Below are 20,908 nucleotides of genomic sequence, written 5' to 3' on the forward strand. Positions count from 1 at the left end.
CTGAACAGACGACTCACTTGAAGGAGCGACGATAGTGCCCAGTGAAACTAGCCTGAAAAATCTTGATTTAACCCTGTTGGCTCAGCGGCTGGGGCGGCTGTGTAAGCAGTTGGGTGTGGAAGTGACCGCCGCTGAGTCATGCACCGGGGGCGGCATTGCTAGCGCCATTACGTCTACAGCGGGAAGCTCTGCTTACTTTACGACCGGCTATGTGACCTATGCGAATGCGGCTAAAACGCGCTTGTTGGGCGTGCCTGAAGTCACGCTGGCCGAACACGGTGCCGTAAGCGAAGAAGTGGTTAATGCTATGGTGTCAGGCGCCTGCCGTGAAAGTGGTGCAGGATTGGCCGTTGCCGTTAGCGGAGTGGCTGGGCCGGATGGCGGCAGCGATGCGAAGCCGGTGGGTACGGTTTGGTTGGCCTGGGGAGATAGCACCGTCCAGGAGGCTGAATGCTTTCACTTTCCAGGTGACCGTCAGGCAGTGCGCGAGCAGGCAGTGCGCCAGGCCTTGGTAGGGTTAGTGGCACGCCTGAATGAGCGCAAGAAGGCCAGCAAGAGGCACCCGTCGTAAGACAAAAGCGCTTATCCAGATAGGCACTTAACAAAATAGATGAGAGAAAGCGTGATCAAGGATTTGTTTACGCCGCAATCTTTGGCATACTACTGGCTAATTATACAGCTTGTTATGAGGAATCTCTGAATGGCTCAGGATGACAACCGCACTAAAGCGCTAAACGCTGCACTCACCCAAATCGACCGTCAGTTCGGCAAGGGCACCGTTATGCGTCTAGGCGACGCGCCGCGTGTCGTCATGCCGTCGGTTTCCACCGGTTCATTGGGTCTGGATATCGCCCTCGGCATCGGCGGCCTGCCGTTTGGTCGCGTGTGCGAAATCTTTGGCCCAGAGTCGTCGGGTAAAACGACCCTGACCCTTTCGGTGATTGCTCAGGCGCAAAAGCAGGGCAAAGTGTGTGCCTTCGTGGATGCCGAGCACGCCCTTGACCCCAGCTATGCCGAAAAGCTGGGCGTTAACCTGGATGATCTGCTGGTTTCCCAGCCGGACACCGGTGAACAGGCGCTGGAAATTACCGACATGCTGGTTCGCTCCGGCGGTGTCGACGTGATTGTTATCGACTCGGTGGCCGCGTTAACCCCGCGCGCTGAAATCGAAGGCGAAATGGGCGACTCCCACGTCGGCCTGCAGGCGCGCCTGATGTCCCAGGCGCTGCGTAAAATCACTGGTAATATCAAAAACGCCAACTGCCTGGTGATCTTCATCAACCAGATTCGCATGAAGATCGGCGTCATGTTTGGTAGCCCTGAAACCACTACGGGTGGTAACGCGCTTAAGTTTTACGCCAGCGTACGTCTGGATATTCGTCGCACCGGTTCGGTGAAAGTAGGCGATGAAGTCACCGGTAACGAAACCCGCGTGAAAGTGGTTAAAAACAAGGTGGCGCCGCCGTTCCGCCAGGCTGAGTTCCAGATTCTCTATGGCAAGGGTATCTACCATGCCGGTGAGGTCATCGATCTGGGCGTGCAGTGCAATCTCGTCGATAAAGCCGGTGCCTGGTACAGCTATAAAGGTAAGAAAATCGGTCAGGGTAAAGCCAACTCGGCGCTCTACCTGGAAGAGCACCCGGACATCATGCTCGAAATCGAAACGCAGATTCGTGAACAACTGCTGGCCAAGCCTGACCCCAAAAAAGAAGAAGCGGCTACTGAAGCGCCAGCTGAGTTGGACGCCGGTGATGACGAACTGCTGTAAGACGATGCTAGCGAAGATAATTCTAGCGAAGACAGTCTGATGGCCTTTCCCTCCCAGCGCGATGCCACGCCCCGTGACATCGCCATTGGCTTGCTGGCTCGGCGCGAATACTCCCGCGCCGAGCTTGCCCAGCGGCTAAAGAAAAAAGCCTTCGACGATGACGCTATTGATGAATGCCTGGATACGCTGGTTGAGCAAGGATTGCAGTCTGACGCTCGCTTTGCGGCCAGTTTCGTCCGTTCACGCATACTGCGTGGTCAAGGCGTTATCCGCATTAAAGGCGAGTTGCGCCAGCGCGGCGTTGACCAGGAAACCCTTAACACTGCTTTTGAAGAGGTGGAGGAGGGCGAGCAGGTCGACTGGTTTGAGCTAGCCCGGGAAACCCTGGCGCGACGCTTTGATAGCCCCGGTGAAACCCCCAAAGAGCGCGCTAGACGCGAGCGCTTTCTCGCCAATCGCGGCTTCGATTTTGAGCAAATTCGCTACGCACTCTCCTGTCTCTAATACGTTTTCTCCAGTCCGTAAACCGCCCCCTCTTACATTTCTAATGGCGCTCTAATACGCTTGTTCTCCTGGCTGTCCACATAGCTGTTTGCCATTCTGCCACTAAGTGCGGCTTTAGTCGTTTGACAACTGCGCTATAATGGCTGCTTTGCGACCCCTGAGGGTAGCGGTGACAGCGCCCTGGGACATCACGCTTTCTTGTTACGGATACCCTATGAAGAGCGCAGAACTCAGACAGGCCTTTCTTGATTACTTTGCAGAGCAGGGGCACACCATCGTGCCCACCGGGTCACTGGTGCCGGGCAACGATGCCACCCTACTGTTCACGAATGCAGGCATGGTGCCTTTTAAAGATGTCTTTTTAGGCCATGATCCGCGCCCCTATGTGCGGGCGACCTCCGCCCAGCGCTGCGTGCGAGCCGGTGGTAAGCATAATGATTTAGACAACGTGGGTTATACCGCCCGCCACCATACCTTTTTTGAAATGCTGGGTAACTTCAGCTTCGGTGATTACTTCAAGCACGACGCTATTCGTTTCGCTTGGCAGTTTCTCACTGAGCGACTTGGGCTGCCTGCAGACAAGTTATGGGTCACCGTCTTTACGGAAGATGACGAGGCCTACAATATCTGGGCCGACGACATTGGCGTTCCTCAGGAGCGCATTGCGCGTATCGGTGCAAAAGATAACTTCTGGCAGATGGGCGATACCGGTCCTTGCGGCCCCTGTTCGGAGATCTTTTATGATCACGGGCCCGAAGTCTGGGGTGGCCCGCCGGGGACTCCGGAAGAGGATGGCGATCGTTTTATCGAAATCTGGAACCTGGTCTTCATGCAGTTTGATCGCGATGCCCAGGGCACGCTCAACCCGCTGCCGAAACCCTCTATCGATACCGGTATGGGCTTGGAGCGTGTCGCCGCTGTCATGCAGGGTGTGCACTCCAACTACGAGATCGATCTGTTCCAGAACCTGCTGCAAGCGGCTGCCAAGGCTACCGGGCATCCGGATACCGCTACACCTTCACTGCGCGTAATTGCCGACCATATCCGCTCCTGCGCCTTCCTGATTGCTGATGGCGTGCTGCCTTCCAACGAAGGGCGTGGCTATGTGCTGCGTCGGATCATTCGCCGCGCGATTCGTCACGGCCACAAGCTGGGCGCGGTAGAACCGTTCTTCCATAAGCTGGTCGAGGCGCTGGACGCCGAAATGGGCGATGCCTATCCAGAACTGCGTGAAGCGAGCGGTCAAATCGCCCGAGTGCTGCTAAAAGAAGAGGAGCAGTTCGCGCGCACCCTGGATCACGGTATGGGGCTCTTGAATGCCGCCCTGGCCGAGCTGGATGGCAAGGTGCTGCCGGGTGAAACCGTCTTCAAGCTTTACGACACCTACGGCTTTCCCTTCGACCTTACCGCCGACGTCTGCCGCGAGCGTGGTGTAACCTTGGATGAAGAGGGCTTTCAGCAAGCCCTGGAGGCCCAGCGTGAACGTGCAAGGGCGGCCAGCCAGTTTGGTGCCGACTACAGCGCCTCCATCGAGTTGGAGGGTGAAACAGCCTTTACCGGCTACGACCGTTTGGAAGACCAGGCCAAGGTAACCGCGCTGGTCGATAGCGAAGGTAACGAATTAGCCGCCTTGGAAGCCGGGCAGAAGGGCGTCGTGGTACTGGATCGCACGCCGTTTTACGGCGAATCAGGTGGCCAGGTAGGCGATACCGGCTACCTGTATGTCGATGGTGGCCGTTTCCAGGTGACGGATACCCAAAAGAAGAGTGGGCATCACCTTCACCAGGGCATAATGATCGAAGGCTCGCTAAGCGTTGGTGCCAGCGTGCGCGGCGAAGTGGACGCCAGCCTGCGCACCGCCACTCTCCGCAATCACTCGGCTACCCACCTGCTGCATAAAGCATTGCGCATGGTGCTGGGTGACCATGTGCAGCAGAAAGGCTCGCTGGTCAATGCTGAGCGCCTGCGCTTCGACTTTAGCCACTTCGAACCAATGACCGCCGAGCAACTGGCGGAAGTCGAGCGACTGGTCAACGAGCAGATTCTGGCTAACGCACCGACCAAGGTCGAGCAGATGAGCCTGGATCAGGCCAAGGCCAAGGGGGCGGCAGCGCTGTTTGAGGCCAAATACGCCGAGAACGTGCGCGTGCTGACCATTGGTGCCGACGACTTCTCTATCGAGTTGTGCGGTGGTACCCACGTGGCGCGCAGCGGCGATATCGGCTGCTGCCATGTGATGAGCGAGGTAGGTATTGCTTCCGGCGTGCGCCGGATCGAAGCGATCACCGGCGAAAATGCGTTGGCCTACTTCCGCGAACAGGAAGCCCGCCTTGAGCGCTTGGGCGAGCGTTTGAAAACCAAGCCTGAGCAGGTTGAAGCACGGGTGGAATCGCTGGTTGAGCGTAACCGTAGCCTGGAAAAAGAGCTCGAGCAGCTCAAAGCCAAGCTGGCCAGCGCAGCAGGTAGCGATATGCTTAGCCAGGTGCAGGATATCAACGGCGTTAAGCTGCTGGCGACGCAGCTGGATGGTGTGTCAGGCAAAGACCTACGTGGCATCCTTGATCAGCTTAAGAACAAGCTAAGCTCTGGAGTGATTATCCTCGGCGTTGCCGACCAGGCGGAGGGCAAAGTAAGCCTGATCGCTGGGGTAACCCAAGATCTGACCGGTAGAGTGAAAGCCGGTGAGCTGGTGAACCATGTAGCCTCTCAGGTGGGAGGTAAGGGCGGCGGCCGTCCTGACATGGCCCAAGCCGGAGGTAGTCAACCCGACGCCTTGCCGGATGCGTTGAAGAGCGTACCGGCATGGTTGGAAAACGTTCTTAGCTAAACCTCTGGGCCGGTGGCATTATTGCTACCGGCCTTATTATTTATATAAAACTTATAATGAGACCTTTGCACGATGTCACGAGCGATGCCAAGACGAGGCAAAAACAGACGAAAAAGCGGAGTTTATGGGTTATAAATGAGCATTTTGAGTCTGTTTTTAACAAAGTATTGGCGAGCGCAGTAGTCGTGCAAAGGTCTCTAACACTTTCACCCTCCACTCCCGAACGCATAGGAAAAACGGCATATGGCACTATACGTACAGAAGTTCGGCGGCACCTCGGTGGGCTCTGTCGAGCGTATCAAGGCCGTAGCGGAAAAGGTAAAGGGTTTCCGCGATCAAGGCCATCAGGTGGTGGTCGTGGTCTCCGCCATGAGCGGCGAAACCAACCGCCTTACCGATATGGCCCTGGCGCTTAACGACGAACCTGCGCCGCGCGAGATGGATATGTTGCTGTCGACTGGTGAGCAGGTGACTATTTCACTGCTAGCCATGGCGCTGCAGCAAATCGGCGTGCCTGCTACTTCCCACACTGGCGCTCAGGTAGGTATTCATACCGATAGTGCCTATACCAAGGCACGTATTCAGCGTATTGAAACCGAAGACCTCAAGGCCGACCTTGATGATGGGCAGGTAGTGGTTGTGGCCGGCTTCCAAGGGGTTGATGAAGACGGCAATATTACCACCCTTGGCCGTGGTGGTTCCGACACCACCGGGGTGGCGTTAGCCGCCGCGCTAGGCGCCGATGAGTGCCAGATTTACACCGATGTAGATGGGGTTTACACCACCGACCCCCGCGTGTGCTCCAAAGCCCAGCGCCTAACGAGTATCACCGTCGAAGAGATGCTGGAGTTAGCCAGCCTCGGCTCTAAAGTGCTGCAGATCCGTGCGGTAGAGTTCGCCGGTAAATACAACGTACCCCTGCGGGTGCTGTCTAGCTTTGAAGATGGCCCCGGCACCCTAATTGTTGCAGAAGCAGACCAAGACGAGGACGCTATGGAAGAACCACTGATCTCCGGTATCGCCTTTACCAAGAATGAAGCAAAATTAACCCTGCTTAATACCCCGGACGTGCCAGGTGTTGCATCACGTATCCTGGGCCCGATTGCCGATGCCAATATCGAAGTTGATATGATCGTGCAGAACGTGGCGCCGGCCGGTGACTATACCGACTTTACCTTTACGGTTGCTAAAGGTGATTACAAGGCCACTAAAAAACTGCTCGAAGAGACGGTGATTCCTGATTTAGGCGGCGGAGAGCTGCGTGGCGATGATAATATTGCTAAGGTTTCTTTAGTGGGTGTCGGTATGCGTTCTCATGCGGGTGTCGCATCGAAGATGTTCCGCGTACTCGCCGATGAAAACGTCAATATCCGTATGGTCTCCACTTCTGAGATTAAAATCTCAGTCGTTATTGATGAGAAGCATATGGAGCTTGCCGTTAACGCATTACACAAAGCTTTTGGTTTAGATAAGGCAGACATCGAATCTGAATAACACTTATGCCTTAAACCTTCTACGCTGAAGGGGTACTTGCTGCCGTGTGGTGGTGAGCTTTCTTTCAACGGGAGGTATAAGGTGTCATGGAGCCGGAGCCATTGGTGACAGGCAGCACTATGCCGCATAATGGTGTGGTGTTGCCTCCGGCTGACATATCCCGTTGCATAAAACGTCTGAAAAGGAGATCAGCCATGCTCATCCTAACTCGCCGTGTTGGCGAAACCCTGATGATCGGTGATGAAATCACCGTCACCGTGCTAGGTGTGAAAGGCAATCAAGTACGTATTGGCGTTAATGCGCCGAAAGATGTGGCAGTTCACCGTGAAGAGATTTACCAGCGTATTCAGCGTGAAAGAAGTAGCGAAGACGAAGTGGAATAGGACTCGCGGGCTCGCATAATGAACCGATGCTTAAAGCGTAAGCTTATTTGTAAGATATGGCCGGTGCGAAAAAAATCCGTAGAAGACTAGACACAAGAAGGCTAAATCGGTAATATTCGCGCCGTGCCGTTAAGGAGAGGTGGCCGAGTGGCTGAAGGCGCTCCCCTGCTAAGGGAGTATAGGGTTTATAGCCCTATCGAGGGTTCGAATCCCTCTCTCTCCGCCAATTGCATGTTAGAAGGTATGCGCCCGTAGCTCAGCTGGATAGAGTACCTGACTACGAATCAGGGGGTCGGAGGTTCGAATCCTCCCGGGCGCGCCACCTTTCTATTAGCTTTGTTAACTGCTTATTAATCGTTGTAAGTGTTTTGCTAAGTAGCGTCTTGATAAGTACTGTCTCGGTAATTACTGTCTTGGCAAGTAGCGTCTTCGCAAGTTCAAATGTTAGCAAACTATTACGCGCCCGTAGCTCAGCTGGATAGAGTACCTGACTACGAATCAGGGGGTCGGAGGTTCGAATCCTCCCGGGCGCGCCAGATTCCAAAACCCGCTCTCTTTATTGAGGGCGGGTTTTCTGTTTCCAGTCTGAATGCCTATTTCTTACTTTATCGCCTGTTTCCAGCCTGACCGGCTAAGGCTCGCACCCCGGTCTTGCGATCGTGTGTAGCGCCCCCCCGTTTTTCGGTAGGGCGCTTTTTTTTGCCTGTTGATTGAGTGGGGGCGGGGGCGATCGAAAGCAGTTAAGCCAGTGCGGCGTGCTGTTCGTCGACATATTCATCGACAACAAGGCTGTCGAGCAGTTGATCCAGCTCAGTGAGCCGCTTCACGCGCTGAAAATTCTGTTCCGCTTCACTACTGCCTTGGCGCATTTGGGCAAGCCACTGCTTTACCAGGGAGACTACGACGCGGTCTGGTAACTGTTGGCGCTGTAGCGCGGCGTACTCTTTGAGTACATTGGCGCGCATTGCCCAACTGCTTTCAGGCAGACGCTCGCCGGTTTGCAGCCAGTGGCGAATACGTGGTGCCAGCCAAGGGTCGGCCAGCGCGCTACGCCCTAGCATCACATCACGACACCCTGACAGGGTGCGAGCCTTCCAGTAATCTTCCAGCGTCCAGATATCGCCGTTGGCGACAACCGGAATGGACACCTGGCGGCGAATTTTGCCGATCCACTCCCAGTGTGCCGGTGGGCGGTAACCCTCGTCCCGAGTGCGCGCATGGACGACAAGCTGCGCAGCGCCTCCCGCTTCGGTGGCCTGGGCGCAGGCAACCGCTAGGCGGCGATTGGCGAAACCCAGACGAATCTTGGCCGTCACCGGAATTTCACCCCCTAAGGCGTCGTGAACGGCTTTAACCGCTTGATAGACGCGATCAGGCTGGCGCAGCAGCGAAGCGCCACCATCGTGACGGTTTACCAGCTTGGCGGGGCAGCCGAAATTAAGATCGACGCTTACCGCGCCCAAACTAAGCGCCTGCCGCGCATTGGCCGCCAGGGCGGCTGGGTCAGAGCCCAGTAACTGTAAATGCACGGGAATGCCGCTAGGCGTTGCCACAGGCGGTTGCGTCAGCTCGGGGCAGTGTTTATAAAACACTCTGGGCGGCAGGCGGGCATCCACAACGCGGACAAACTCCGTGACTGTCCAGTCGAACCCGGCATGGCGGGTTAGCAGGTCGCGGGTCAGTGCATCGATCACGCCTTCCATCGGGGCTAGACCAATTCTAGGGGCTAGGCCAATTCTGCCGTTATGTAGTAAATTAACAACCATGACTTCCACTATCGCGCCATTGCATTCTATTCTGAGTGTGGCAGGTTAGTGTATTCCTCTTACTGCGCCAAGCGCCTTTCACCGTATTGGCGCAATGATGTGCGTAACAATGGTACTTGAACTGTACTTCAAGACACCTCGCTTCAAGGAGAGCGCCTTATGCAGGATCTGGAACTATTACAGGATGGGCTGGCGTTAATGGCGCTCGGAATGGGCGTAGTGTTTGTTTTTCTTACGATTTTGGTCATTAGCGTTACGCTGATGTCGAAGCTTGTTGGGCATTTTCAACCCGTTCCCATTGCTGTTGATACGGGTAAAAAATCGTCGCCCTCTTCGCCCCCCGCAGCGCAAAGTGACGAGGTCAGGGCAGTGATCAGTGCTGCAGTGCACCGTTACCGTTCAACCCGGCGTCGCTAACTTTCTTATTTTTTTCATTTCAGCCCTCTTTTGGCTATTTTTTTGTTATTTTTACTACAAACTTACAACTCTATTACTGTGAGCCAAGACCATGAACGAAATAAAACGCCCTCTAGGCATTACTGATGTCGTGCTGCGCGATGCCCATCAATCGCTGTTTGCCACGCGCATGCGCCTGGACGATATGCTGCCGATTGCCGAAAAGCTGGATCGCGTTGGCTACTGGTCGCTGGAAACCTGGGGTGGCGCCACCTATGACGCCTGTATCCGCTATTTGGGTGAAGACCCCTGGGAACGTATTCGCGCCCTGAAAGAAGCGATGCCTAATACGCCGCAAGCGATGCTGCTACGCGGTCAGAACCTGCTGGGTTACCGCCACTACGCCGATGACGTTGTCGATAAGTTTGTCGAGCGGGCGAAGACCAACGGCGTTGACGTCTTCCGTGTGTTCGATGCCATGAACGATCCGCGTAATCTCGAACGCGCTATCCAGGCGGTGCGTAACGTAGAAGGCCACGCCCAGGGCACCATCTCTTACACCGTGAGCCCGGTACATACCCTGGATAGCTGGGTCGATCTCGCTAAAACCATTGCCGGTTTGGGCGCAGATTCATTGGCTATCAAGGATATGGCGGGGCTATTGACGCCCTATACGGCTTTTGATCTGGTCACCCGGCTCAAGAAAGAGCTGTCGATTCCGGTGCACCTGCATTGCCATGCCACCACCGGCCTTTCTACCTCGACCATTCTGAAGGCGGTGGAAGCGGGCATTGATAACGTCGATACCTCAATTTCGTCCATGTCGATGACCTATGGCCACAGCCCCACCGAGTCCGTGGTAGCAATGCTGAAGGACACTGGTCGGGATACCGGGCTGGATCTTGAGCTGCTGGAAGATATTGCCGGTTACTTCCGTGAAGTACGTAAGAAGTACGCTGCCTTTGAGGGCTCGCTACGCGGTATTGATTCACGCATTCTGATTGCTCAGGTGCCGGGTGGCATGCTGACTAACATGGAAGGCCAGCTCAAAGAGCAGGGCGCGGGCGACAAGCTGGACGACGTGCTGAACGAGATCCCCCGCGTGCGCGAAGACCTTGGCTTTATTCCGCTGGTGACGCCCACTTCGCAGATTGTGGGCACCCAGGCGGTGATGAACGTGATGATGGGCGAGCGCTACAAGTCGATCTCCAAGGAAGTGCAGGCGCTGCTCAAAGGTGAGTACGGTGCCGCGCCAGCGCCCTTTAATGCCGAGCTGCAAAAGCGCGTGCTGGAAGGTGGTGAGCCGATTACCTGTCGCCCGGCGGATAACCTCTCGCCAGAGATGGACAAGCTGGCCGCCGAGCTAAAAGACAAAGCCAGCGCTGAAGGCATCCGCTTGGCCGAAGGTAAGCGCGAAGTGGATGACGTCCTGACTTACGCGCTCTTCCCGCAGATCGGCCTGAAGTTCCTCAAAAACCGCGACAATCCAGACGCTTTTGAGCCTGCGCCCCAAGCAGTTGAAGCCAGCGCTGAAAAGGCACCCGCCAAGGCGGAAAACAAAGCGCCGGTCGCAAGCCAAGGCCCGGAAACCTATACCGTTAAGCTCAACGGCAAAGCCTTCGTGGTGGAAGTTTCTGAAGGCGGTGAGCTTGGCGAAGTGCAGGAGCAAACTGCATCTGGCACAGCGTCGGCACAGCCCTCCTCTAGCGAAGCGCCTGCGCCGAGCGGTGGCGGTAGTGGCGAAAGCATCGATGCGCCGCTGGCAGGCAATATCTTCAAGGTTAATGTTCGCCCTGGCGACAGCGTCGCAGAAGGTGATGTGGTGATCATCCTGGAAGCGATGAAAATGGAAACCGAAGTGCGCGCCAGCAGTGCGGGCACTGTGTCTAAGGTTAACGTCAGCGAAGGCGATAGCGTTGCCGTAGGCGACACGCTGATCGAGCTCTAAGGGCCCCCGGTAATGGATAAAAAGTAATGGATAAATTAGTAACGTTATGGGAAGGCTCGGGGCTGTACAACCTGGAGCTTGGCCAAGCGGTCATGATGATAGTGGGGTTACTGCTGCTCTACCTGGCCATCTATAAGAAGTTTGAGCCACTGCTGCTGGTGCCGATTGGCTTTGGCGGTATTCTGGCTAACATCCCCGAAGCGGGGCTGGCGATTTCAGCGCTAGATCAAGCGATTGAGGTGGCAAAGCCCGCAGTGTTGCAACAGATGGCAGCAGCGCTGGGCGCAACGCTGGATCCGCTATCAAACGCAGAAGCCTGGCGGGAGTCGCTAAAAACGCTTGCCCACGATGGTGTTGCGCCGGATCAACTACGTGCCGCGCGTGATATTGCCGTGGGATCCGGGTACAGCGATGGCATGCTCTACAGCTTCTATAAAGTCGCGATTGGCTCGGGTATTGCCCCGCTGATTATCTTTATGGGCGTGGGCGCCATGACTGACTTCGGCCCGCTGCTGGCCAACCCGCGCACACTGTTTTTAGGCGCGGCCGCTCAGTTTGGTATTTTTGCCACCCTGTTTGGCGCTGTAGTGCTAAGCTCGATGGGGATCATGGATTTCTCGCTTAACCAGGCCGCCGCCATTGGTATTATTGGTGGTGCTGATGGCCCGACCTCCATCTACGTCTCCAGTGTGCTGGCGCCGGAGTTGTTGGGGGCTATCGCCGTGGCCGCCTACGCCTATATGGCGTTGGTGCCACTGATTCAGCCGCCGATTATGCGTCTTTTGACCACCCAGAAAGAGCGTCAAATCAAGATGACGCAGCTGCGGCCGGTCTCAAAACTGGAAAAGATCGTCTTTCCACTGGTGCTGCTGATTCTGGTGGCGCTATTTCTGCCCGATGCAGCTCCGCTGCTGGGTATGTTCTGTTTCGGTAACTTGATGCGCGAATGCGGCGTGGTCGAACGCTTGTCGGATACTGCACAAAACGCCCTGATCAATATCGTCACTATTATCCTCGGCCTGTCGGTGGGCTCCAAGCTGATGGCCGAGAGTTTCCTGTCGTTTGAGACGCTGGGGATATTGGGTCTGGGTATTGTCGCCTTTGGCATTGGCACGGCGGCGGGGGTATTGATGGCCAAGCTGATGAACCTGGTAAGCAAAATGCCCATTAACCCATTGATCGGTGCCGCAGGCGTTTCCGCAGTGCCCATGGCAGCGCGGGTGGCGAATAAAGTGGGGCTTGAGTCCAACCCGCACAACTTTCTGCTGATGCACGCTATGGGCCCCAATGTGGCCGGGGTGATTGGCTCGGCGGTCGCCGCCGGGGTAATGATTAAATACCTGGGATGACACTTAGGGATAGCGCTTAAGGCAGGTTTTAACAGCCTATTTTAATAGTGGGCTAACAGAGCGCGGCATACTGCCACTTTCGGTATGTCGCGTTTTTTAATGGGTGAGAGGTTTAGTCAGTGAGAACCTCAATAGCACTTTTTAAGCGGTTTTCCAGTGGGGCAAGGTCCAGCGGGTAGTCCCGTGGCCAGCCAATGGATAGGCGTACACCATCGCCATCGTAGTCGGCTTGTTCAATAGGGATATTGCGCTCTTCGCACCAGGCGCGGGCAATCGCTTCATTGGCAAAGGTGAGTCGCAGAGAGTAGATGTCGCGCTCAATCACTTCACGGGTAGGCAGCGTCTCAAGGGCATGGCTAACCGCCTGGGCATAAGCGCGGGCTAAACCGCCGGTGCCGAGCTTGGTGCCACCAAAATACCGAATGACCACACAGCCGATCTGGCCTAGTTGGCTACCCTGGAGAACCTGATACATGGGTCGACCAGCGGTGCCGCCTGGCTCGCCATCATCGGAAAAGCCAATCAGGTTTTGCTCACCGGGTGGACCGGCAATGTAAGCAGTGCAGTGGTGGCTGGCATTAGGGTGCGCGTTTTTCGCCGCAGTCAGCAGGTTGGTGAATGCATCGATATCAGGGGCGTGGCATACCCAGGTGATAAACTGACTTTTTTCTACTTCGATGTCGGCCGTATGCCATGACCCAATGGGTAGCTCGGGAACCCGATAGCGCATTAATGCTCCGTGAAGGTAGGCTCACTTTTCAAATGAGCTCTGGGATGTGGTTCGACACCCATCACCATACCGAGTACCTGAATATCCCGGTTATGCAAAAATAGCGCTGGCCGCAAAGTATCCTCTGGCCATAGCTCTACGCCAAAGCGGCTGATAGAGAGCTGCCTTAAGGCAATCGTTTGCTGGTTAATTTCGGCAACGGCGGTTTCTGTCTGGGCATCGTGTTGATAGCGACGGATAATAATGACATCGCCATCGAACAAGTTGCAATCGCACAGTGCATTGCCGCGCACTTTGAGCGCATAGGTGTTGCGTCGGGTAACGCTAGGGGCCATCGCGTAAGGGCGCGGAGCGGGTTGTCTGCGGCCGAACGTAGTCGTAGGTGCTGCCATCGATAGAGTCATTGGGAAATCTCCATTGCATGTTCTTTCATACAGTGGTTTTCATTGTAGACCTGTTTTTGCATACAGTGCTAGAGATAATTGGTCTAACGACATATTGATTGAGATCACGCTGCGACCCAGCGCCGCATTGCGTGAGTGGCGAGAAAGGGCCTTTACGTGTAGAGTTCGACGCGAAATCAATATGCCAGGAGAGACGCTTGAGCCTGTGTCTACAAGCCCGACAGCTTGCCTGTGAACGCGACGACCGCTGGCTGTTTCAAGGGTTGGATCTGGATATTCGCAGCGGCGAAATTGTGCGTATCGAGGGGCCTAACGGCAGTGGTAAAACCAGCCTGTTGAAAATCCTCTCCGGGCAACTCAGCGACTACCAGGGCGAGCTGTTCTGGAATGGAGCTGCGATGAACGAGGCGCGCGAACATTTCCTGGCGAATTTGCTCTATTTAGGACACGCCCCAGGCATAAAGTCAGGGCTTTCTCCGTTAGAAAACTTGGCCTGGTATCAGGCGTTAAGCGGGGAGAGCGGTAATGAAGAGCGGCGTCTGGATGCCCTTGAGCAAGTAGGATTGGCAGGCTTTGAAGACGTGCCCGCAGGGCAGCTTTCGGCAGGCCAACAGCGCCGTGTGGCGCTGGCGCGCTTAACGCTAACGCCCCGCGCGCTCTGGGTGCTGGATGAACCCTTCACCGCCATTGATCGCCACGGCGTCGCTGATCTGGAAAGACAGCTTGTTGCCCACGCTCAGGCGGGGGGCTGCGTGCTGGTAACGACACACCACGAGTTAACCGCTTCACCGTTGTTGAGACGGATATCCCTGGGGTAAAGGAGAAAGGGTTGCACAGCTCTTCACATGGCGCTTCACACAGCTCTTCACAAGGTTCAGACACCACCCCGCAGGTGCTAACAGTGCCACTGCGTGAACATAAAGGTGGCTTGATGATCGCAGTGAAGGCCACGCTAGTGCGTGATTTAACGCTGTTACTGAGACGCCGCGGCGAAGTGCTCAATCCGCTGGTGTTTTTCGCTCTGGTGATCACGCTGTTTCCGATCGCAATTTCGCCCGACCCTGAGCTGTTAGCAGTAATTGCGCCAGGTTTGCTATGGGTAGCGGCGCTGTTAGCCGCGCTGCTTTCATTAGACAGCCTGTTTCGTAGCGATTATGACGATGGCAGTCTGGAGCAACTACTATTGGCGCCGCAGCCGTTAGCCGCACTCAGTTTGGCCAAAGTGGCCGTGCACTGGCTGTTGACCGGTCTACCGTTGGCACTGATGGCGCCAATATTGGGTATTATGCTGGCGCTGCCAGCGGGTAGCTACGCTGTGTTGGCACTATCCCTTGCCCTGGGTACGGCAAGCTTGAGCTTGATTGGTGCCATTGGTGCGGCGTTAACCGTCGGCTTGGCACGGGGTGGCGTGCTGCTCTCGCTGCTGGTGCTACCGCTGTATATTCCGGTGCTCATTTTTGGCGCTGGTGCGGTGCAGGCGGCCATTTTTGGGGACGGTGTCGCTGCCCATTTGGCTATCCTGGGCGCGCTGCTCGCCGCCTCACTCATGTTGGCGCCGTGGGCGATTGCCGCATCGCTGCGTATCAGTATCAACGGTTAAGGACAGGACACACTATGTGGGCCTTTATACATAAACTGGGATCACCCAAGTGGTTCTACGCCATTAGCGCCAAGCTACAGCCCTGGTTCTGGGCCGCGGCGGCACTGTTATTAATCGTTGGCTCGCTATGGGGGCTGGCATTTGCTCCGGCGGATTACCAGCAGGGCAATAGCTTCCGGATTATTTACGTTCATGTGCCAGCGGCCTTTTTAGCCCAGTCCATTTTTATCGCCATGGCGGTTTCCGGTCTGGTGTTTATGGTCTGGAAAATTAAAGTGGCTGATATGGCGGCAGCAGTGATGGCGCCTCTGGGTGCGGCAATGACCTTTGTGGCGCTGTTCTCCGGCGCCGTGTGGGGCGTGCCCACCTGGGGAACCTGGTGGATGTGGGATGCACGGCTAACCTCCATGCTGATTTTACTGTTTTTGTATTTAGGCGTGATTGCCCTGCGTGGGGCGTTTGCCAGCCGCGATAGCGCCTCACGGGCAGCCTCGGTGCTGGCCATGGTGGGGGTGATCAATATCCCCATCATTAAATACTCAGTGGATTGGTGGTACACCCTGCACCAGCCTGCCTCCTTTACCCTGACCTCACGCCCGGCAATGCCCACTGAAATGTGGCTGCCGCTGGTGATTATGGTGCTGGGTTTTTACAGTTTTTTTATCGCCTTAACGCTGATGCGTACGCGCAGCGAGATTCTTCGCCGCGAAGCTAACAAGCGCTGGGTACAGGATCTGGTCAAAGGCCAGGTAGAGGAGGCTCGCTAATGGCATTTGACTCATTTGCCGAATTTCTCGCCATGGGCGGCCACGCGCCTTATGTATGGTCTGCCTGGGGTGTTACTGCGCTGCTGCTGCTCGCCACCGTTTGGCATGCGCGTGCTGAACAGCGCCAACTGCTCAAAGGCTTGAAACGCCGCGCAAGACGCGCAAACAGCGCAAGGGGGAGCGCCCAATGACGCCGAAACGTAAACAGAAACTATTTGTTATTCTTGGCCTTGTGTCGCTGGCTGCGATTGCAGTGGGGCTGACCCTTTACGCGCTCCGTTCTAACATCAATCTGTTTTTTAGCCCGGTGCAGATTGCCCAGGGTGATGCGCCCTTGGAGCGGCAGATTCGCGCTGGCGGCATGGTAAAGGAGGGCTCGGTATCCCGTGATCCCGAGAGTCTGGACGTCGAATTTACCGTGACCGATTACGTCGATGACCTGCAGGTCTACTACAGCGGCATCCTCCCCGACCTGTTCCGTGAAGGCCAGGGCGTGGTGGTGGTCGGTGAGCTACAGGCCGACGGACGCTTGTATGCCGATAAGGTGCTCGCCCGCCACGACGAAAACTATATGCCCCCCGAAGTCGCCCAGGCGCTAGAAGAGGCAGGCTATTCGCCGGCCGACTACCAGGCCAAAGCTGCCGAGGTGGGTAAACGCCTGGACGAAGAAGGCGTCCCCCAGGCAAGCGAATACTAGGGTAAAAAGCCCAATTTGGAGCACATATGCTGATCAAACTGATCCCCGAAATTGGCCACTTTGCCCTTATCATTGCGCTGCTGATGGCGGCGGTGCAGGCAGTGATGCCGCTGGCAGGTGCCGCCACCAGACGCCCGCTGTGGATGGCCTACGGCCAGCCCATGGCAGTGGGGCAGTTTGTGTTTATTGCCATTGCCTACGCCTGTCTGACCGCCAGTTATATGCTCGATGACTTTAGCGTGGCCAACGTGGCCAACAACTCAAACTCGCTGTTGCCCTGGTACTACAAGTTCAGTGCCGTGTGGGGCAACCACGAAGGGTCGGTGCTGCTATGGAGCTTTATGCTCGCGGGCTGGGGCTTTGCGGCTAGCCTATTCACCGGCAACCTGCCGCGAGATATGGTCGCCCGAGTGATGGGCGTGATGGGCATGGTCTGTGTCGGCTTCTTGCTGTTTATTCTGATCACATCGAACCCCTTCGAGCGGCTGCTGCCCGATATGCCCCAGGATGGCGCCGACCTTAACCCGCTGCTGCAAGACTTCGGGCTAGTGGTGCATCCGCCGATGCTCTATATGGGGTACGTAGGCTTTTCGGTGGTCTTTGCGTTTGCCATTGCGGCGCTGATGGGTGGCCGCCTGGACGCCGCCTGGACGCGCTGGGCACGGCCTTGGACGAATATTGCCTGGGCGTTTCTGACCGTGGGTATCGCGCTGGGCAGCTGGTGGGCCTACTACGAGCTTGGCTGGGGTGGCTGGTGGTTCTGGGATCCGGTCGAAAACGCCTCGCTACTGCCTTGGTTGACGGGCACCGCGCTGGTTCACTCGCTGGCAGTCACCGAAAAACGTGGCTCGTTTAAGAGCTGGACCGTGCTGTTGGCGATCTCGACCTTTTCGCTATCGCTGATGGGCACCTTCCTGGTGCGCTCTGGGGTGCTGACCTCGGTACATGCGTTTGCCAACGATCCTGCACGCGGCTTCTTTATCCTCATGCTGCTGGCCATTACGGTAACGCTTTCGCTGCTGGTGTTTGCCCTGCGCGCCCCGCGGGTAAGCCATAAAGTCGGCTTTAACTGGCTCTCTCGGGATGCGCTGCTGCTGGTCAATAATATCTTTCTGGTGATTATGACCGTCACCGTGCTGCTGGGTACCGTCTATCCGCTGATTCTGGACTCTCTGGGGCTGGGCAAAATCAGCGTGGGCCCACCCTACTTTAATGCCCTGTTTGTGCCGCTTACCGTGATGATGTGTATCTTTATGGGGCTCGGCTCGGTAACGCGCTGGAAAAGCATGGCGGCACGCGACCTGATCCGTAAACTATGGTTATCAGGCGTGGCCGCATTGGTGATCGGCCTATTAATGCCGCTGCTGTACCGCGGCGAGTGGAGCCTGTTTGTCTCCCTGGGCATCGTCTCGGCACTCTGGATTGTGCTGCCCATGGTGCGCGATGTGTTCGATAAAACCCGCCACGCCAGCTCGTTTGTTGCCGGTGTCCGCAAGCTCTCCCTGGCTTACTGGGGCATGGTGTTGGGGCATATCGGCGTTGCCGTGACTATCGTTGGCGTGACGGTCGTCTCCAACTACAACATCGAGCGCAATGTGCGTATGTCGCCGGGCACCACGGTGGAAGTCGCCGGCTATCAGTTCACCATGACCGAGTTAACCGAGCGTCGCGGGGCCAACTTTCTGGCGGATACCGCCATTCTTCAGGTTCAGCGCGGCGATTCAGGCCGCAGCTTTACCATGCGGCCTGAAAAGCGCCTCTACCTGGCCACCGGCATGCCGATGACCCAGGTGGCGCTGCGCCCAGGGCTGTTCCGCGACCTCTATGTTGCCATGGGTGAAAACCTTGGTGATGGCAGTTGGGCGATGCGTGTGCAGTACAAGCCGTTCGTCCGCTGGCTGTGGCTAGGTGCGCTGCTGATGGCGTTCGGCGGTGTGCTGGCGGTGCTCGACAAACGCTACCGTCGCGCCACGGTCACCCGTGAAACACCGCAAGTGGCCAGCCAAGGCGATAGCGTACGGGAGGCCACGGTATGAAGCGACGGCTACTGTTACTACTACTGCCGGTGTGTTTTTTAGGTCTGGCGCTGTTCTTTTACCAAGGCCTCTCGCTGGATCCTTCCCAGCGTGACTCAGCGCTGATGGCGCGGGAGTTCCCGACCTTTGAAGCCACCACGCTGCGCGATGAAAACCGCCGCGTTGACCAAACGCTGTTAGAGGGTGAAGTGACCTTGGTGAACGTATGGGGCGAGTGGTGCCCCGCCTGTAAACAGGAGATGCCACAGCTTCTGGAGCTGGCTGACCGCGGCATTCGCATGGTGGGGGTCAACTACCGCGATACCCGGGAGAAAGGCATGCAGTTTCTCAGCGAATTTGGCGACCCGTTTGAGGTGAATATTTTCGACCCAGAAGGTGAGCTAGGCTTTGATCTCGGCGTCTACGGTGCGCCGGAAACTTTCCTGGTCGACGCCGACGGGGTGATCCGCTATCACCATAAAGGCTATGTATCACCCCAAGACGTGCGCGAACGCATTCTGCCGGAGGTGGAAAAATGGCGCTAATGCGAACCCTAGCAGCGCTACTACTGCTAGTCATGGCGTTTGGCGCAGTGGCGGGCGGAATCGAGCTGCGTGAATTTGACGACCCGGTGATGGAGAAGCGTTACCGTGACTTAACCGCCTCCATGCGCTGCCCGCTGTGTGAAAACCAGGCGATTGACGACTCCGACGCGCCTATCTCAGCAGATATGCGCGATCGTGTTTATCAGCTGTTGCAAGATGGGCAGTCGGATATCGAAATTATTAATCATATGGTGCAGCGGTTTGGTGAATATATTCTCTACAACCCCCGTTTAGAGAGCCGTACCTATCTGCTTTGGGGCCTGCCCATCGGCCTGGTATTGCTGGGCGCTATTGTGGTCGTGCTGATGATCCGTGCCCGCCGCAACGCCTCTGCTAAAGCGTTGAGCCCCGAAGAGCGCCAGCGTATAGAAGCGCTGACTAACCGTAAGAGGTCTTCATGACGCTGCTCTGGATTGCGATTGCCGTTTTACTGGTTCCCGCGCTGTGGCTGCTGGTGTCGCCGCTAAGAAACGCGCGTGCACTGCATGACCAGCAGCGCGATTTTGAAGCCAACGACACCTCCGCGGAGCAGAACGTAGCGATTTTTAAGCGCCGTCTGGCGTCCTTGGAAGCGGCCCGGGAGCGCGGTGATATTGATGCCGCACGTTTTGAAGAAGACCGCCTCGAGCTTGAGCGTAGCCTGCTGGAAGACACCGCATTTCGCGAGCGTCGGCCGTTAAAAACAGCCAGCGCCGGCCGAATTGTCGTGCCACTGGTCATGGTCGCTGTGGTGGCCGTAAGCGTCATTTGGTACCAGCAAAAGGGCGCTGAGGGCGACCTGGTGCTACTGGCCGTGCAACAAGAAGTGCAGAACGACCCTGAAGGATCGCTCGCCATGTATATCGAGCGCATGGAGGAGCAGGCCGAGCGCCAGCCGGATAATCCCAATGTGTGGAGCACACTGTTTCCGCTCTACCGCGAAACCGGGCAAATGCCCAAGGCCGTGAACGCCCTGGAGCGTTTGATTGAGATCGAAGGGCGCATTCCGCCGCTGCTCGCTCAGTTGGCGCAAATTCGTTTCTTTATGGCCGAACGCGAGCTTACCGACGAAGTGCAGGCACTGGTCGATGAGACGCTGGAACAGGATCCCCGCCAGCCCACGGTGTTAGGCCTACTGGGCATTAACGCCTTTGACAGCGGTGATTACCAACAGGCCATCGATCACTGGCGTCGGGCCATCGCCAATATCGAAGACCCCACTACCGTGTCTTCGCTGCGCGACGGTATTCGTGTGGCTCAGGAGCGCATGGGTATAGAACCTGAGATAGATCCTGAAGAGGCTGTTGCTGTGGGCAGCGGCATTCAGGTTCGCGTGGCGTTAGACGAAGAGCTTGCTGGTCGTGTTGACGATAACGATACGGTGTTTGTCACCGCCCGCGACCTTGAGGGGGAGTTACCGCCTCTTGCCGTGGTGCGCGCGCAGGTATCTGAGCTGCCCATGACGGTGACCCTAGACGACAGCGCCGCAATGTCGCCCCAGGCGCAGATCTCCCAGGTGCGTGAAGCACGTTTGGTAGTGCGCGTTTCTCCCTCCGGCCAGGCGACGCCTCAGCCGGGGGATTTGTTTGGCGACCTTGAGAGCGTTAGCGTCGGGCCTATTGATGACGCGGAGGCGGTTGAAGTGGTGATTAATCGTGTCTTTGAATAACCGCAAC

Annotated in this window: 21 protein-coding genes and 3 tRNA genes; 21 read left to right on the forward strand and 3 right to left on the reverse strand. The window is 56.5% G+C overall.

The genetic code is table 11. The features are described from left to right. The first annotated feature begins 31 nt into the window (after positions 1-31). From QT231_RS09510 to QT231_RS09550, 9 genes are all read left to right on the forward strand, one after another. A complete protein-coding gene (locus QT231_RS09510) occupies positions 32-571 on the forward strand; it encodes a CinA family protein (protein ID WP_308336727.1) in 540 nt (179 codons plus the stop codon). A gap of 129 nt (positions 572-700) precedes the next feature. Further along, positions 701-1,768 (forward strand): recombinase RecA, encoded by a 1,068-nt coding sequence (gene recA / locus QT231_RS09515; RefSeq protein ID WP_308336663.1) that lies wholly within the window; start codon positions 701-703, stop codon positions 1,766-1,768. A gap of 39 nt (positions 1,769-1,807) precedes the next feature. After that, the gene (locus tag QT231_RS09520; protein ID WP_308336664.1) at positions 1,808-2,272 is read left to right on the forward strand and encodes a regulatory protein RecX; all 465 of its coding nucleotides are present in this window, start codon (positions 1,808-1,810) and stop codon (positions 2,270-2,272) included. Between the two features lie 214 nt (positions 2,273-2,486). Beyond that, entirely contained in the window at positions 2,487-5,099 is a 2,613-nt protein-coding gene (alaS, locus tag QT231_RS09525; protein WP_308336665.1) for an alanine--tRNA ligase, read from the forward strand. Between the two features lie 243 nt (positions 5,100-5,342). Then, a complete protein-coding gene (locus QT231_RS09530) occupies positions 5,343-6,593 on the forward strand; it encodes an aspartate kinase (protein ID WP_308336666.1) in 1,251 nt (416 codons plus the stop codon). A gap of 194 nt (positions 6,594-6,787) precedes the next feature. After that, positions 6,788-6,976 carry a carbon storage regulator CsrA gene (gene csrA / locus QT231_RS09535; protein ID WP_308336667.1) on the forward strand — a complete coding sequence of 63 codons (189 nt, stop codon included), beginning with the start codon at positions 6,788-6,790 and terminating at the stop codon, positions 6,974-6,976. A 133-nt stretch (positions 6,977-7,109) separates the two neighbouring features. After that, positions 7,110-7,202: transfer RNA gene (locus QT231_RS09540), tRNA-Ser, on the forward strand. Between the two features lie 19 nt (positions 7,203-7,221). Further along, positions 7,222-7,298: transfer RNA gene (locus tag QT231_RS09545), tRNA-Arg, on the forward strand. A gap of 137 nt (positions 7,299-7,435) precedes the next feature. Then, positions 7,436-7,512 (forward strand) — tRNA-Arg (locus QT231_RS09550). 204 nt (positions 7,513-7,716) lie between these two features. On the opposite strand, the gene QT231_RS09555 is transcribed toward QT231_RS09550, so the two are convergent. Next, the gene (locus tag QT231_RS09555) at positions 7,717-8,742 is read right to left on the reverse strand and encodes a tRNA-dihydrouridine synthase (protein ID WP_308336668.1); all 1,026 of its coding nucleotides are present in this window, start codon (positions 8,740-8,742) and stop codon (positions 7,717-7,719) included. A gap of 159 nt (positions 8,743-8,901) precedes the next feature. Here QT231_RS09555 and QT231_RS09560 point away from each other — a divergent pair, with 159 nt between their 5' ends. The 3 genes from QT231_RS09560 to QT231_RS09570 all read left to right on the forward strand — a co-directional run bounded on the left by QT231_RS09560 (position 8,902) and on the right by QT231_RS09570 (position 12,435). Further along, complete coding sequence (locus tag QT231_RS09560) at positions 8,902-9,159, forward strand: OadG family transporter subunit (protein ID WP_308336669.1); 258 nt, start codon at positions 8,902-8,904, stop codon at positions 9,157-9,159. A gap of 91 nt (positions 9,160-9,250) precedes the next feature. Then, positions 9,251-11,086 carry a sodium-extruding oxaloacetate decarboxylase subunit alpha gene (gene oadA / locus QT231_RS09565; RefSeq protein ID WP_308336670.1) on the forward strand — a complete coding sequence of 612 codons (1,836 nt, stop codon included), beginning with the start codon at positions 9,251-9,253 and terminating at the stop codon, positions 11,084-11,086. 26 nt (positions 11,087-11,112) lie between these two features. Then, positions 11,113-12,435: a sodium ion-translocating decarboxylase subunit beta gene (locus QT231_RS09570; protein ID WP_308336671.1), complete on the forward strand. Its 1,323-nt coding sequence runs from the start codon at positions 11,113-11,115 to the stop codon at positions 12,433-12,435. Between the two features lie 112 nt (positions 12,436-12,547). Here the strand turns inward: QT231_RS09570 and QT231_RS09575 are convergent, their stop codons facing one another. Continuing rightward, positions 12,548-13,165 (reverse strand): YigZ family protein, encoded by a 618-nt coding sequence (locus QT231_RS09575; protein WP_308336672.1) that lies wholly within the window; start codon positions 13,163-13,165, stop codon positions 12,548-12,550. Then, positions 13,165-13,569 carry a S24 family peptidase gene (locus QT231_RS09580; RefSeq protein WP_308336673.1) on the reverse strand — a complete coding sequence of 135 codons (405 nt, stop codon included), beginning with the start codon at positions 13,567-13,569 and terminating at the stop codon, positions 13,165-13,167. The genes QT231_RS09575 and QT231_RS09580 overlap by 1 nt, the downstream gene beginning before the upstream one ends. A gap of 197 nt (positions 13,570-13,766) precedes the next feature. Here QT231_RS09580 and ccmA point away from each other — a divergent pair, with 197 nt between their 5' ends. The 9 genes from ccmA to ccmI all read left to right on the forward strand — a co-directional run bounded on the left by ccmA (position 13,767) and on the right by ccmI (position 20,901). Then, positions 13,767-14,387 carry a cytochrome c biogenesis heme-transporting ATPase CcmA gene (ccmA, locus tag QT231_RS09585; RefSeq protein ID WP_308336674.1) on the forward strand — a complete coding sequence of 207 codons (621 nt, stop codon included), beginning with the start codon at positions 13,767-13,769 and terminating at the stop codon, positions 14,385-14,387. A 113-nt stretch (positions 14,388-14,500) separates the two neighbouring features. Beyond that, positions 14,501-15,169 (forward strand): heme exporter protein CcmB, encoded by a 669-nt coding sequence (gene ccmB, locus QT231_RS09590; RefSeq protein WP_231896862.1) that lies wholly within the window; start codon positions 14,501-14,503, stop codon positions 15,167-15,169. Between the two features lie 14 nt (positions 15,170-15,183). Beyond that, positions 15,184-15,936, forward strand: a complete 753-nt coding sequence (locus QT231_RS09595) for a heme ABC transporter permease (protein WP_308336675.1) — start codon at positions 15,184-15,186, stop codon at positions 15,934-15,936. After that, complete coding sequence (gene ccmD, locus QT231_RS09600) at positions 15,936-16,127, forward strand: heme exporter protein CcmD (protein ID WP_308336676.1); 192 nt, start codon at positions 15,936-15,938, stop codon at positions 16,125-16,127. Before QT231_RS09595 ends, ccmD begins: the two co-directional genes overlap by 1 nt. Beyond that, on the forward strand, positions 16,124-16,633 hold the full coding sequence (ccmE, locus tag QT231_RS09605; protein ID WP_308336677.1) for a cytochrome c maturation protein CcmE: 510 nt from the start codon (positions 16,124-16,126) through the stop codon (positions 16,631-16,633). The genes ccmD and ccmE overlap by 4 nt, the downstream gene beginning before the upstream one ends. Before the next feature lie 26 nt (positions 16,634-16,659). Next, the gene (locus QT231_RS09610; protein ID WP_308336678.1) at positions 16,660-18,669 is read left to right on the forward strand and encodes a heme lyase CcmF/NrfE family subunit; all 2,010 of its coding nucleotides are present in this window, start codon (positions 16,660-16,662) and stop codon (positions 18,667-18,669) included. Then, the gene (locus tag QT231_RS09615) at positions 18,666-19,193 is read left to right on the forward strand and encodes a DsbE family thiol:disulfide interchange protein (protein ID WP_308336679.1); all 528 of its coding nucleotides are present in this window, start codon (positions 18,666-18,668) and stop codon (positions 19,191-19,193) included. The genes QT231_RS09610 and QT231_RS09615 overlap by 4 nt, the downstream gene beginning before the upstream one ends. After that, positions 19,184-19,654: a cytochrome c-type biogenesis protein CcmH gene (locus QT231_RS09620; protein ID WP_308336680.1), complete on the forward strand. Its 471-nt coding sequence runs from the start codon at positions 19,184-19,186 to the stop codon at positions 19,652-19,654. Before QT231_RS09615 ends, QT231_RS09620 begins: the two co-directional genes overlap by 10 nt. Further along, positions 19,651-20,901, forward strand: a complete 1,251-nt coding sequence (gene ccmI, locus QT231_RS09625) for a c-type cytochrome biogenesis protein CcmI (protein WP_308336681.1) — start codon at positions 19,651-19,653, stop codon at positions 20,899-20,901. Before QT231_RS09620 ends, ccmI begins: the two co-directional genes overlap by 4 nt. The last annotated feature ends 7 nt before the right edge of the window (positions 20,902-20,908 follow it).

This window comes from Halomonas sp. SpR1 (assembly GCF_031010175.1).
GTDB lineage: Bacteria > Pseudomonadota > Gammaproteobacteria > Pseudomonadales > Halomonadaceae > Vreelandella.